Raw genomic sequence first — 13695 nt, forward strand, 5'->3', positions numbered from 1 at the left:
CGGGAGACAAGACATGACCCGCCGCACCGACCAGCTCAAGCTCGGCGCCTTCCTCGCCAACAGCGGCCACCACGTCGCTGCCTGGCGCCACCCCAAGGCCCAGGCCGACGCCAGCCTGGATTTCGACTACTTCAAGCAGGTTGCGCAGACCGCCGAACGCGGCCGTTTCGACGCGCTGTTCGTCGCCGACGTGGTCGCCCTCTGGGGCCACCACCTCGACGCCCTCAGCCGCACCGCACGCGGCGAGCACTTCGAGCCGCTGACCCTGATGGCCGCGCTGGCCGCCGTCACCAGCCGCATCGGCCTGATCGCCACCGCCACCACCAGCTACAACGAGCCGTACCACATCGCCCGCAAGTTCGCCTCGCTCGACTACCTGTCCAAGGGGCGCGCTGCCTGGAACCTGGTGACCTCCGTGGTCTCGGACGAAGCCTGGAACTTCGGCCGCGAGGCACACATCGACCATGCCGAACGCTACCGCCGCGCCGAAGAATTTCACGATGTGGTCAAGGGCCTGTGGGACAGCTGGGAGGACGACGCCTTCCTGCGCGACAAGGCCAGTGGACAGTACTTCGACCCGGCCAAGCTGCACGTCCTCGACCACAAGGGCGAGTACTTCTCGGTACGCGGCCCGCTCAACGTGGCCCGCCCGCCGCAGGGCCACCCGGTGCTGGTGCAGGCCGGCGCCTCGGACGCCGGCAAGGCGCTGGCCGCCCGCGTGGCGGAAGTCATCTTCGCCATGGCCGAAACCATTCCCGCCGCCCAGGCCTTCTACACCGACGTGAGGCAACGCGCCGCTGCGCTGGGCCGCGATCCGGATGGAATCAAGATCCTTCCCGGTATCACCCCCTTCATCGGGCGTACCCGTGAAGAGGCCCGCGAGCTGTTCGAGGAATTCCAGAGTCTGGTGGACCCGGTGCTCGGCCTGCGCCTGCTGGCCGACACCCTCGGCGAGGACATCGACCTCTCCACCCACGACCTCGACGGCCCGCTGCCGGAAACTCCAGTCGGCCAGCGCGGCAGCCGCCGCGACAAGGTGCTGGAGCTGGCGCGCAACGAAGGCCTGACGATCCGCCAGCTGTACCTGCGCCTGGCCGGCGGCAACCCGGTGATCGGCACCGCCGAAGACATCGCCGACACCTTCGATGCCTGGTTCCAGGCCCGCGCCTGCGATGGCTTCAACGTGTTCTTCCCGTACCTGCCGGGCGGCATTGAAGTGTTTGTCGAAGAAGTGGTGCCGCTTCTGCAGGAGCGCGGCCTGCTGCGCCGCGAATACGAGGGCACCACCCTGCGCGAGAACCTCGGCCTGGTGCGCCCGGCCAACCGTTTCGCCGGGAGCGCGGCATGAGGGTCGCGCCCTTGCTGCTGGCCGCCGGCTGCGCCCTCACGCAGCCGGCGTTCGCGCTGAACATCCTGCTCAGTAACGACGACGGCTACCGCCACCCGAACATCCGCGCGCTGTACACCGCGCTGAAGGCCGACGGGCACACGGTGCGTATCGCCGCGCCCTACAGCGACCAGAGCGCACGCGGCGGCGCCTTCTTCTTCGGACGCGAGACACAGGTCGGCCGTGACGACGACCCGGCCTACCCCGACAGCTACTACCTCACCACCACCGAAAAGGGCCTCTGCGAAACCGCCAGCTGCGCCGGCCAGCAGGTGGACATCCGCATCAGCGGCACGCCGGTCATGGCCGTGCTGCTGGGGCTGGAGAAGGTCCTGCCGCACCCGGACCTGGTCATAGTCGGGCCGAACCCCGGCAATAACCTCGGCGCCCTAAACAGCGCCTCGGGCACCTTCAACGCCGCCAGCGTAGCGGTGCTCTCCGGCGTACCCGCACTGGCCGTCAGCGCCGACCTGAAGGAGCAGGACAGCCCGCGCATCGCCGCCATCGTCACCCGCCTGGTGGACGCGCTGGACAAGCACCGGCAAGCCGACGGCGCTCTGCTGCCCAAAGGCGTAGGTCTGAACCTCAACCTGCCGCCGCTGGAAAAACTCCAGGGCGCGCGGCTGACCCGCATCGGCAGCTACGTGCCCTTCCACGCCCTCTACACCGAAGACCTCGGCAAGCTCGACGCGAAGCTGGCGGGTAAACCGGGCATCGGCTTCGCCTGGTCGTCGCCGCCGGACGCCAGCAACGGTGAGGACGAAGCGGTGTGGGTCGCCAAGGGCTACCTCACCCTCAGCCCATTCAACGCCCTGCCCGGCGCGCCGGCCGACAGCGAACGCCTCGACGCCGCACTGACACCATTGCTGGGCCAGGCCGACCTCACGGAGCAAGAACCATGACTCGCCGCACTCCCCAGAGCAGCTTTCGCCTGGGCTTCCTCAATCGCGTGTACGCCCCGCAGTTTGAGCCGCGCCTGTACCAGCAGACCCTGGAGCTGTTCGAGGCCGCCGAGGAGCTGGGCTTCGACAGCGGCTGGCTGGCCCAGCACCACTTCGCCAGCGAGAACGGCCGCCTGCCCTCCCCGCTGGTGCTGCTCAGCGCGGCGGCCGAGCGAACCCGGCACATCCAGTTGGGCACCGGTATCGTCGTACTCAACCAGGAGAATGCCCTGCGCCTGGCCGAAGACGCCTCGGTGCTCGACCTGATCAGCCAGGGCCGTCTGCAGCTGGGCCTGGGCGCCGGCTTCGACCCGGACAGCTTCGCCGCCTTCGGCCAGAGCCTGGAAGGCCGCCACGCGCAGTACGACCAGCGTCTGGAGCGTCTGCGCCAAGCCCTGGCCGGCGAGCCGCTGAATGCTGAGGGCCGCGTGTTGCGCCCGGCCGCCAATGGGCTGGAACAGCGACTGTGGGAGGCGACGTCCCGCGTCGAGCAGGTCGCCGCGCGCGGCAACGGGCTGATCCTCGCGCCTAACCCTAATGCCGGTGCAGAGCCGCGCGCGCAGGTGATCGAGCGCTACCGCCAGGCGTGGAATCCTACCCACGCCGGAATGCCCCGCGTTGCCCTGGTGCGCGCAGTCTTTCCCGGTGCCGACGCTGCCGCAGCCGGCTCGACCCTGCGCCAGGACATCCTCACCTACGTCGAACGCCAGCGCCGCATCGGCATTGGCCACGCCGACCCGGCACAGGGTTTCGAAGCGGTGCTCGACGCCCTCGGCGTGCTGCACGGCGACCCGGCGAAGATCGCCGAGCAGCTGCGTGCGGATGCACCGCTGGGTGCCGATGACCAACTGATCGTCCAGGTGCAGACCACCTCGACCGGCTTCGCCGAAGCCCTGCGCCACCTGGAAACCGTCGCCCGCGACATCGCCCCCGCGCTGGGCTGGCAACCGCGCCAGCAGCGCGCATTCGCACAGGAGATACCGGCATGAGCGCACTGAAACCGCGGAAGCCGTTCAAGCTCGGCTTCCTCACCCATGCCTTCGGCAGCGATCCGCGCCAGGTCTACCGCGACCTGCAGGAGCAGTTCGAGTTCGCCGAGGCGCTGGGCTTCGACGGCGGCTGGATCGCCCAGCACCACCTGAGCGGCGGCTTCGGCCAGCTGCCTTCACCGCTGCTGCTGTTCGCCAACATTGCCGCGCGCACCCGGCGCATCGAACTGGGCACGGCGGTGATCACCCTGCCGCTGGAAGACGCCCTGCGCCTGGCCGAAGACGCCGCCGTGCTCGACGCGCTATCCGCCGGCCGCCTGCAACTGGGGCTGGGCAGCGGGGGCGCCAACCTGGACATGTTCAATGCCTTCGGCCGAGACGCCCAGCGCCGGCAGGAGGATTTCCAGCAAGCCCAGCGTGCACTGCAGGCCGCCCTGCTCGGTGCGCCGCTGCCCGGTGAAGCGCAGTTGCGCCTGCATCCGCCAGCGGCCGGGCTGAGGGAGCGGCTGTGGCATTCCCACGGCAGCGAAGCCGGCGCGGTGTATGCCGCCGAGCAAGGCAATGGCCTTCTGCTGGGCACCGCCACCCACGATCCGCTGACGGTGCAGAAGCCGCTGGCCGACGCCTATCTCGGCGCCTGGCAGGACGAAACGCGACGGCCGCGCATCGGCGTAGTCCGCGCGGTATTTCCCGCTGAAGACAAGACCCAGTCCCGCGCGGAGCTCGCTCCGGACATCGAGCTGCACGTACCGAGGCTGATCCGCGAGGGCCTGATCGACGAAGCCGCCGACCTGGAAAGCCACCTGCGCCTGCTCAACGTCCACCACGGTCATCCCGAGGACGTGATTGCCAGCGTGAGCAACGACCCCTCGCTGCTGCCCTACGCGGACTACTTCATCGCCGTGGTGCAGTCGGAGAGTTCCACCCAGGCCCAGGTGTTGCGGCGACTGGAGCAGCTGGCGCGTGACATTGCCCCGGCGCTGGGCTGGACGAGCGCCGGCGAGCGACTGGCGGTCGCCGGATGAGCCTGCGCTTCGCCTGGAAGCTCTGCACCAGAAGCACCCGGCGCGGACTGGACTGGCAGGCGCAGCCATCGGAATGGGTGCAACTGGCCCAGGCCGTAGAGTACGCAGGGTTCGATGACCTCTACCTGCCCGGCGGCCCCAGCCAGCCGGACAGCCTGATGGTCGCTGCCGCCTTGTGCGCGCATACCCGGCGGCTCGGGCTGACCCTGAGCCTGCCGGCGGAAGCCATGCTCCCGGCCGCGCTGGCGGCCACCCTACAGAGCCTGCAATCGCTGTCCGCCGGGCGGGTGCGCCTGCACCTGCCCGATAGCGATCGCGGCAGCCTGCGCCGGGCCTTCGGCGAGGTGCTCAACCGCGACCAGCGCCACGAACGCATCGACGAGTTCCTCGACATCCTGCAACGCCTGCTGCACGCCCCCGCTACACCGCTGGACCACAACGGCCGCTACTTCCACCTGGAGAACGCCGGACTCGGCCTGCGCGACCTACCACCGACGCCGCTGCTGCTGGACGAAAGCCTGGGTGCCGAACGCATCGCCAGCCGCGCGGATCTCTGTTTCGTCCAGGGCAACGGCATCGCGCAACTGGGCGAAACCATCGCGCGCCTGAACCGCGCCGCCCAGCTTGCCGGCCGCACGCTGGGCCATGTCGCCAGCTTCGGGATCATCGCCCGCGACAGCGAGGAGCAGGCCTGGGACGAGGCCGCCCGGCAGGCGCAGGCCTTCGTCGCACCGGCCAGGGGCAAGCGCCGCCGCGCCGAGGCCAGCGTGGTCGAACTGCTCGCCGAGCGCGCCTTGCACCCCGCCCGGCACAACGAAATCCACCCGAACCTGTGGCTGCCCGCACCCGGCGAATCGCCTGTGCTGGTGGGCAGCTACAGCCAGGTCGCCAGCCGCCTTCGCGAACTGCAGGGCGCCGGCCTCGACCAGATCATCCTGCAGGCACCCAACGCGGTGCGCGAGGTCCTGCGCTTCGGCGAACGGATCCTGCCGCTGCTGCGCAACGAAGCTGAAAAGGACACCCGGATTGGCCGCTGAACCCAAACGCCAACGCATCGAGATCGACTGGTTCCTGCCCACCAACGGCGACGGCCACCACCTCACCAGCAGCGGCCTGCCCAAGGTCGGGCTGTTCCAGCAGGGTGAGCGCGCGCCGACTCTCGACTACCTGCGCCAGGTGGTGCGCGCCGCCGAGCAGGCGGCCTTCGACGGCATCATGGTGCCGACCGCCAGCGGCTTCGAAGACCCCTGGCTGATCGTCGCGCTGATGGTCCAGGAAGTACGCCGGTTGAAGTTCCTGCTGACCCTGCGTCCCGGCGTTGAACTGCCCGCCTACACCGCGCACAAGGCCGCCACCCTCCAGCAGCTCAGCGACAACCGCCTGCTGCTGCACCTGGTCAGCGGCTCCAGCCGTTTCGAGCAGCGAGCCCTGGGCGACTTCCTCGAACACGACGAGCGCTACGCCCGCAGCGCCGAATTTCTCGATGTGTTCCGCGCTACCTGGGCCGGACGCGAGCACCACGGCCGGCACTACCGCACCGGCAGCCCGGTGCCGATCGCCCGCGAAGCCGTGCTGCCGCCCATCTGTTTCGGCGGCGCCTCGGAGGTGGCCGAGCGTATCGCCGCCAGTCATGCGCAGAGCTACCTGATGTGGGGCGAACCGCCGGCGATGATCCGCGAGCGCATCCTGCGCATGCGCGAACTGGCTTCCGGCCACGGCCGCGAACTGCGCTTCGGCCTGCGCCTGCATGTGTTCGCCGCCGCGGATTCGCGCCAGGCCTGGGCCCATGTCGGACGCCTGCTGGAAGAGATTCCCCGCGATGCCATCGAGCGTGCCCAGCAACAGCTGGCTGCCTACGAGTCGGTGGGGCAATCGCGGCAGATCAGCCTGACCCAGGGCCGCGCGCACAGCGTGCGCGATCTGGAGGTCTCACCGAATCTCTGGGCGGGTGTCGGCCTGGTGCGCGGTGGCGCGGGCACCGCACTGGTGGGGAGTTATGCGGAGGTCGCCGAGCGCATCGAGGAGTACCACCAGTTGGGCGTGGACACCTTCATTCTCTCCGGCTACCCGCACCTGGAAGAGGCGATCCACCTCGGCGAGGAGCTGCTGCCCCTGCTGCGCCGCGATGCTGCCGGGGCCACTGCCCGGCAGCGCCGTCGCGACTGATCAGGCCTTGGCGCGGCCCTTGAGCAGGCCGTGGTTGACCAGCAGCGTGCGCATGGCGTTGCGGCTGATACCCAGCAGCGCCGCGGTGCGCAGTTGGTTGAAGCCACAGTGGGCGAAGGACTCCCGGACGATCAGGTCCTCCAGGTCGTGCAGCAGGGTTTCCCCCGGCACTTCGAACAGCCGCTGCAACTGGTCGCGGATGATCTCCTGCGGTAAACCGGTCGGCGCTCCCGCGCCCATGCGCTGACCGGACAGCGCGGCGGAGAACTTCAGGTGCTCGGGTCGCACCGCCTTCTCCCCCGCCACCAGCAGCGCCAGGTGCACGACGTTCTCCAGCTCGCGGATGTTGCCCGGCCAGGCGTAGTCCAGCAGCGCGCTGACGGCAGCCTCGGAGAACATCGGCTCGGCGATCTTCAGGCGCTGGGCGTAGAGCCGACGGAAGTGCTCCACCAGCGGCATGATGTCCAGCGGGCGCTCTCGCAGCGGCAACACGCGGGCCTGGGCGACATTGATCCGATAGAACAGGTCGAGACGGAAATTGCCGGCATCCACCGCCTGCTCCAGGTCGACGTTGGTGGCGGTGACCAGGCGGATGTCCACCTTGATCGGCTTGCGCGAGCCGACGCGGACGATCTCCTGCTCCTGCAAGGCGCGGAGCAGCTTCACCTGCAGCGGCATCGGCAGATCGCCAATCTCGTCGAGGAACAGGGTGCCGCCGTCGGCCTCCTCGAACCAGCCGGCGCGGCGCCCGGTGGCGCCGGAGAAGGCCCCGGCCTCATGGCCGAACAGCTCGCTCTCGGCGAGGTTCTCGTTGATCGCGCCGCAGTTCACCGCGACGAACGCGCCTTTTCTTCCACTGGCGCTATGGATGTATCGCGCCACCAGTTCCTTGCCGGTGCCGGTCTCGCCGTTGATCAGCACCGGCACCTCGCTGGGGCCGACACGGTCGAGAAACTCCAGCAGCTGGCGCGAGCGCGGATCAGCGAACACCAGCGCCTTGGCACGAATGGACAGCGGCTGCTTCTCGCCCTGCGGCAGGGTCAGCACGGGCGTCGCGCCCCAGGGGGATTGGCTCATGGGTCCTGCTTGCGGCTGGCTTAGATGAGGCCGTTACTTTATCGCTGTCTTCTTATAACCATAAATATCTAAATCGCATGAGGTCATAACCCTGAACGCCCGGCCCAGAGCGTTTCACGGGAATTTCGGGATTTCCGCCGGCCATTGCTACCGTATGCGCTACTGAAGGCGTCTTTATTCCTCAGGATTATAAAAACCAGCGAAATTCATATTGGTATATACCAAATAGTCTCCCTTTCAATACGTCCATCGCAGTCGCCGGCCGCTGGCCGTATCGGAGAAAGGTTCCATGTTTGCCTTGCGGGTCATGCTCGAATACTTCCACCCCTGGCCTAATTCGGCCGGTTTCTACCTTGCCCGTGAACGCGGCTGGTACCGCGAGGCGGGGCTGGATGTGGAGCTGGTGGTGCACGATCCCTACCACGGCGACACCCTGGACCACCTGGCGCGCGGCGCCGCTGCCTTCGGCGTGTTCCCCAGCAATCGCCTGCTGGTGCGCCGCGAGCTGGGCCAGCCGCTGATCGGCGTGGCGTCGATCAACCATCGAGGCCTGGAGTCCATCCAGACCCTCACCGACAGCGGCATCCGCCGCCCGCGCGACCTGCAGGGCAAGCGCCTGGCACTCAACCCCACGCCCCGGGGTCTGGCCATGGTGCGGCACCTGGTGAGCCGCGATGGCGGTGATCCGGATGCGGTGGAGCTGATCGACGCCGGCTTCCGCGAGTTTCGCCCCGAAGACCTGGACGCCGGCCTCGCCGACGCCAGCTTCGGGGGCTATTGGGCCTGGGAAGCGCTGCTGCCCAGCACCATTGCCGAGGAGCGCCGCGTGGTGCTGCCAGTGGACGAGATCGGCGCGCCGCCTTATCACAGCTATCTGCTGGGTGCCCGCGAGGACTGGCTCGATGCCAACGAGGACATCGCCCGGCGTTTCCTCGCCATCACCGCGCGGGGCTTCCTCGCCGCGGCGGCCGAGCCGGAGGCCGCGCTGCCGGCCTACGAACGCACCATTCCCTACTTTCCCCGCGAGATGCTGGCGGAGTCGCTGCGGCGCATAGCGCCCAGCTGGCTGCATGACGGACGCTGGGGCGAGCAACGCGAGGAACTGCTGCAGCCCTACGCCCAGTGGCTGCATGACCATGGTGTACTGCGCGACCCGGAAATCTGGCGCGGCGCCACCAGCAATGCGTGGCTCGCGGGGCACCCGGCATGACCAAACGCATCAGCCATGGCATGGGCCTGGAACCGGTGGAGGCTGACTGGCCGGCATTGACCGAAGCCGAGGTCGGCGACCTGCTGGCGGCTTTCCCCCAGGTCGGCACCAACGCCCGCCTCATCTGGCACAGCCCGCGGCCCTTCTCCGCCGCCGCACTGGTGGAAAGCACCGGCGGTAGCCTTTTCGTCAAACGCCACCACCCCAGCGTACGCACGGTGCAATCGCTGGTGGAAGAACACGCCTTCCTCGATCACCTCACCCGCCGTGGCGCGCCGGTCGCCCGGGTACTGCGCGATGGACACGGCAGCAGCGCCATCGAACGGAACGGCTGGACCTATGAAGTCCACCAGAAAGCCGCAGGCCTGGATCTGTACCGCGACGCGCTGTCCTGGACGCCCTTCCGGCACAATGCCCACGCCTTCGCCGCCGGCGCTGCGCTGGCGAAACTGCACCGCGCCGCCGAAGGCTTCGACGCGCCCTCGCGGAGTGCCGGTGTGCTGCTCGGCAACCTGAACCTGTTCGGCGCGGCGGACCCGCTCGCCGCCATCGAGGCGACCTTTTCCCAAGCGCCGGCCCTCGCCGAGTACCTGCAGGCGCGTCCATGGAAGGAAGCCCTGAGCGAACTGCACCTGCCGCTGCAGCGCACGCTGTTGCCCTACCTGCAGCGCCAGCCCGCACTGTGGACTCACAGCGACTGGCACGCCTCCAACCTGCTGTGGAGCGATGATGGGCCGCAGGCACAGGTAGTGTCGGTGCTGGATTTCGGCCTCAGCGACAGAAGCTTCGCACTGTTCGACCTGGCCACCGCCATCGAACGCAACCTGGTGCCCTGGCTGGAGCTGGACCAGGGCCGCACCGCCGAGGCCGATCTCGACACCCTCGACGCGCTGCTGGAGGGCTACGCCAGCGTTCGCCCGCTGAGCCGCGACGACCTGCTCGCGCTGGCCGCGCTGCTGCCGCTTGTGCATGCGGACTTCGCGCTGTCAGAGGTCATCTACTTCCACGGCATCCTCGGTTCAGCCGAGAGCGCTTCGCTGGCCTACGACAATTACCTGATCGGCCACACCCGCTGGTTCCTCGGCAGCGAAGGCCAGCGCCTGCTGGACCACGTTCGCCAACTTGCGACGAAGGTGGCGTGAGATGAGCGAACCCCTGATCAATGCCAACCGGCTCGCCGCCGTGCTGGATGACCCGCGTCTGTGCCTGCTGGACGCCAGCGTCGAACTCGCCGCCCCGCAGTTCGACAGCGACTACCGCGCACAGAGCGGCTACGCCGGTTGGCTCGCCGGGCACATTCGCGGCGCACGGCATGCCGACCTGCTGGGCGATCTGGCGGATGTCGATGCGCCCTTCAGCTTCGCCCTGCCGGAGGCTCGGGCGGCGCTGGACGCGTTGCAGAGGCTGGGCACCCATGACGACTCGCTGATCGTGATCTATGACCGCAGCGACGGTTTCTGGGCCGCACGCCTGTGGTGGATGCTGCGCAGCCTGGGCATCGACGCGACCGTGCTGGATGGTGGGCTGCGCTCGTGGATTGCCGCCGGTTTCTCGCTGGAACATGGCGAGTCCCGCGAGGCCGGAAATGGCGCGCTGTCGGCCCCGGCGAAGTACCGGGACGGCTTCTGGATCGATCGTCGCGACGTCGAGAAAGTCGTGGCTGGCAACGCTCACGGCACGCTGGTCTGCGCCCTGTCCACCGCGCTGTTCGACGGTAGCGCCGTCACCCGTTACGCCCGTCGCGGGCACATTCCCGGCAGCAGCAACCTGCCGGCGCGCAGCCTGTTCGACGAAGACGGCTGCTACCTGCGAGGCGCGGCACTAAGCGAAGCCCTCGCCGAGTTGCGCCAGGCCGAACCACCCTTGCTGCTGTACTGCGGCGGCGGCATCTCCGCCGCTGCCCTCGCCCTGGCGCTGACACTGGCCGGGGAAACGCGGGTCGCCATCTACGACGGCTCGCTGCAGGAGTGGGCCGCAGAGCCTTCCCTGCCATTGACCACCGGAGCAGCTCCGGCCTGACAGTCCGTTTGCGGGCAATCACGTCTCACATCCAAGGCCATCCGTTTCGCACGGGAGGGGCTCGGCCCCGTGTATTCCCGGCGCACGCCCCGGCAATATTCAGGAGCGTTCCATGCAGTACCTGTCGCGCCCCGCGCGCACGCGATTTCCCCTCAGCCTGCTGACCCTGGCCGTGCTGCTGGCCAGCGGCCCCGGCCAGGCCGAGGAAGCCACCCTGGACACCGTCACGGTGATCGGCCATGACACCGAGAGCTACGCCAGCGACCGCGCCTCGGTCGGAGGCTTCGGCGAGGCACCTCTGCTGGACACGCCCGCCTCGATCTCGGTGTTCAACCAGGCGCTGCTCAAGGATCAGCAGGCGCGCCTGCTCAGCGACGTGCTGAAGAACGACGCATCCACCGGCGAAGCGTACGCGCCGGTGGGCTACTACGAGAACTTCGAGATCCGCGGTTACTCGCTCAATGCCGCCAGCAGTTACAAGGTCAACGGCCGCACCATCACCGGCGAGCAGAACGTGGCGCTGGAGAACAAGGAGCAGGTCGAAGTGCTCAAAGGGTTATCCGGCCTGCAGAGCGGCGTGTCCGAACCCGGCGGTGTAATCAACTACGTCACCAAGCGGCCACAGGACGTGCGTTCGGTGACCCTTGGCACCGACGCCGAAGGCGGCCGCTACCTCGCCACTGACGTCGGCGCCTGGCTGGACGCCGAGCAGACCGTCGGCGTGCGGGTGAACCTGGCCCACGAAGATCTGCGCTCCTACATCGACCACACCGACGGCAACCGTGACTTCGCCTCCCTGGCCCTGGACTGGAACCTCTCACCCAACGCCCTCTGGCAGTTCGACGCCGAGTACCAGAACCGTCGCCAGCCCTCGGCGCCGGGCTACCAGTTGCTCGGCGGCAGCGAACTGCCCCATGGCATCGACCCGCACGACCGCATTGGCTACCAGAGCTGGGCCGACCCGGTACGCATCGAATCGCTGAACCTCAACACGCGCTTCGAGTACCGCTTCGACGACGCCTGGACCGGCACCCTCAGTGCCTCGCGCAGCAGGGTGGTGATCGACGACTACAGCGCCTTCCCCTGGGGTTGCTACGGCGCCGCCAGTTGCGCCGATTCCGCAGTGCCGAACTACTTCAGCCTCGAAGGCGACTACGACCTCTACGACTTCCGCAGCCCGGACGATACCCGTCGCAACGACGAGCTGGAAGCCGCACTGCACGGGCAGTTCGCCACCGGAGGGCTGCGCCACGAGCTGACCGTCGGCACTTCGGCCTTCCGCCGGGTGCTGGACAGCCGACCCGAGCTCAACGAGTGGGTCGGCACCGGCAATATTTACACCGGCATCGGCGCCGTGGAGCCCTTCGACGGCGAGCCGGGACACAGCTATCGCCACCTCGACAGCCGTCAGTACGGCCTGTTCGCCAGCGACCGCATCTCGCTGAATGACCAATGGCAGGTCGTGCTGGGGGGCCGCCAGGTGCGCCTGGACGAACGCACCTTCGACAGCGACGGCGACACCACCCGCCACACTCGCCGCTCGGAGTTCCTGCCCAATGGCGCGCTGATCTTCAAGCCGCGCGCGGACATCTCGATCTACGGCAGCTACAGCAAGGGGCTGTCCCTGGGCGGCGAGGCACCCTGGTTCGCCAGCAACGCCGGTGACACCCTGGCACCCACCTCGTCGCGCCAGGTCGAGTTCGGCATCAAGCAGGAACTGGCCGGCTTCGACTGGAGCGCCGCGCTGTTCCAGATCCACCAGGCCTACCAGTTCGCCCGGCCCAACGGCGATGGCACCTTTACCTACGTGCAGCAGGGCCAGCAGAAGAACAGCGGGCTCGAGTTGTCCGCCAGTGGCCGGGTGACCTCCGCGCTGCAATTGAGCGGCAGCGTCGCGGCCATCCGCTCGCGGGTGGTGGGCAGCGACGCGGACGACTACGAAGGCCACCAGGCGATCAACGTCCCGCGCCTGCGCGCCAGCCTCCAGGCCGACTACGCGCTGGCCGAAGTGCCGGGGCTCTCGCTGCTGGGCACGGCGCGCTACAGCGGCGCCAAGTACGCCGACCGTGACGGCGCGGTGGAGGTCGGCGGCTACACCGTCTATGACGCCGGCGCGCGCTTCAGCACACGGATCGGCGACTACCCGACCACGCTGCGGCTGAGCGTCGACAACCTGTTCGACAAGCGCTACTGGCGCGATGTCGGTGAATATTTCGGCGACGGCTACCTGTTCCAGGGTGCGCCGCGCACGGCTCGCCTGACGGCGAGCGTCAACTTCTGAGGAAAGCGGCAATGTCTGCTCTGGAAATCATCGCGGTGATCGTCAACGTGCTCGGCGTCTGGCTCACCGCCCGGCGCATCCGCTGGTGCTGGCCGGTGAACGTGGTGGCGGTGCTGCTCTACGCCTGGATCTTCTTCAGCGTGAAGCTCTACTCCGACATGCTCCTGCAACTGGTCTTCGTGGTGCTGCAGTTCTACGGCTGGTGGCAGTGGAGCCGGGGCGACAACGAGCACGGCAAGGTGCGCGTCCAGCGCCTGCCGCCAAACACCGCCTTCTCCAGCTGCCTGGCGGGTGCCGTCAGTGCCCTCGCCCTGGGCTGGGCCATGCATACCTACACCGACGCCGCCCTCCCCTGGCTGGATGCGACTTTGACCGCCTTCAGCCTGGTAGCGAGCTTCTGGGCCGCGCGCAGGTATGTCGGCAGCTGGTGGCTATGGATCATCCTCGACCTGGTCTACAGCGGCCTGTTCCTCTACAAGGCGCTGTACCTTACCGCCGGACTCTACGCCGGCTTCGTGGTGCTGGCGATCTACGGGCTACTGGCCTGGCAGCGCGAGCTGCGCGATGAACCGCCGGCACTCGCCGCCGGCAATGCCTGAG

General features: G+C 68.4%; 12 protein-coding genes. 11 read left to right on the plus strand and 1 reads right to left on the minus strand.

Annotated elements, in window-relative coordinates:
* The first annotated feature begins 13 nt into the window (after window positions 1–13).
* The 6 genes from IB275_RS15865 to IB275_RS15890 are packed head-to-tail and all read left to right on the plus strand — an operon-like array spanning window position 14 to window position 6508.
* Window positions 14–1348 carry an LLM class flavin-dependent oxidoreductase gene (locus IB275_RS15865; RefSeq protein WP_192295930.1) on the plus strand — a complete coding sequence of 445 codons (1335 nt, stop codon included), beginning with the start codon at window positions 14–16 and terminating at the stop codon, window positions 1346–1348.
* The gene (locus tag IB275_RS15870; RefSeq protein WP_192295931.1) at window positions 1345–2289 is read left to right on the plus strand and encodes a 5'/3'-nucleotidase SurE; all 945 of its coding nucleotides are present in this window, start codon (window positions 1345–1347) and stop codon (window positions 2287–2289) included. Before IB275_RS15865 ends, IB275_RS15870 begins: the two co-directional genes overlap by 4 nt.
* Window positions 2286–3317 carry an LLM class flavin-dependent oxidoreductase gene (locus IB275_RS15875; protein ID WP_192295932.1) on the plus strand — a complete coding sequence of 344 codons (1032 nt, stop codon included), beginning with the start codon at window positions 2286–2288 and terminating at the stop codon, window positions 3315–3317. The genes IB275_RS15870 and IB275_RS15875 overlap by 4 nt, the downstream gene beginning before the upstream one ends.
* Window positions 3314–4342: an LLM class flavin-dependent oxidoreductase gene (locus IB275_RS15880; RefSeq protein ID WP_192295933.1), complete on the plus strand. Its 1029-nt coding sequence runs from the start codon at window positions 3314–3316 to the stop codon at window positions 4340–4342. Before IB275_RS15875 ends, IB275_RS15880 begins: the two co-directional genes overlap by 4 nt.
* On the plus strand, window positions 4339–5379 hold the full coding sequence (locus tag IB275_RS15885) for an LLM class flavin-dependent oxidoreductase (RefSeq protein ID WP_192295934.1): 1041 nt from the start codon (window positions 4339–4341) through the stop codon (window positions 5377–5379). The genes IB275_RS15880 and IB275_RS15885 overlap by 4 nt, the downstream gene beginning before the upstream one ends.
* Complete coding sequence (locus IB275_RS15890) at window positions 5369–6508, plus strand: LLM class flavin-dependent oxidoreductase (protein WP_192295935.1); 1140 nt, start codon at window positions 5369–5371, stop codon at window positions 6506–6508. Before IB275_RS15885 ends, IB275_RS15890 begins: the two co-directional genes overlap by 11 nt.
* Here the strand turns inward: IB275_RS15890 and IB275_RS15895 are convergent, their stop codons facing one another.
* A complete protein-coding gene (locus tag IB275_RS15895; RefSeq protein WP_192295936.1) occupies window positions 6509–7585 on the minus strand; it encodes a sigma-54 interaction domain-containing protein in 1077 nt (358 codons plus the stop codon).
* A 289-nt stretch (window positions 7586–7874) separates the two neighbouring features.
* On the opposite strand from IB275_RS15895, the gene IB275_RS15900 reads away from it, so the two are divergent.
* The 5 genes from IB275_RS15900 to pnuC all read left to right on the plus strand — a co-directional run bounded on the left by IB275_RS15900 (window position 7875) and on the right by pnuC (window position 13694).
* A complete protein-coding gene (locus IB275_RS15900) occupies window positions 7875–8795 on the plus strand; it encodes an ABC transporter substrate-binding protein (RefSeq protein WP_192295937.1) in 921 nt (306 codons plus the stop codon).
* Window positions 8792–9937, plus strand: coding sequence for a phosphotransferase enzyme family protein (locus tag IB275_RS15905; RefSeq protein WP_192295938.1), 1146 nt, complete (start codon window positions 8792–8794; stop codon window positions 9935–9937). Before IB275_RS15900 ends, IB275_RS15905 begins: the two co-directional genes overlap by 4 nt.
* A gap of 1 nt (window position 9938) precedes the next feature.
* On the plus strand, window positions 9939–10814 hold the full coding sequence (locus tag IB275_RS15910) for a sulfurtransferase (protein ID WP_192295939.1): 876 nt from the start codon (window positions 9939–9941) through the stop codon (window positions 10812–10814).
* A gap of 112 nt (window positions 10815–10926) precedes the next feature.
* A complete protein-coding gene (locus IB275_RS15915; protein WP_192295940.1) occupies window positions 10927–13095 on the plus strand; it encodes a TonB-dependent siderophore receptor in 2169 nt (722 codons plus the stop codon).
* An 11-nt stretch (window positions 13096–13106) separates the two neighbouring features.
* On the plus strand, window positions 13107–13694 hold the full coding sequence (pnuC, locus tag IB275_RS15920; RefSeq protein ID WP_192295941.1) for a nicotinamide riboside transporter PnuC: 588 nt from the start codon (window positions 13107–13109) through the stop codon (window positions 13692–13694).
* Window position 13695 lies beyond the last annotated feature (1 nt).

The organism is Pseudomonas sp. PDM21 (assembly GCF_014852505.2).
Lineage (GTDB): Bacteria > Pseudomonadota > Gammaproteobacteria > Pseudomonadales > Pseudomonadaceae > Pseudomonas.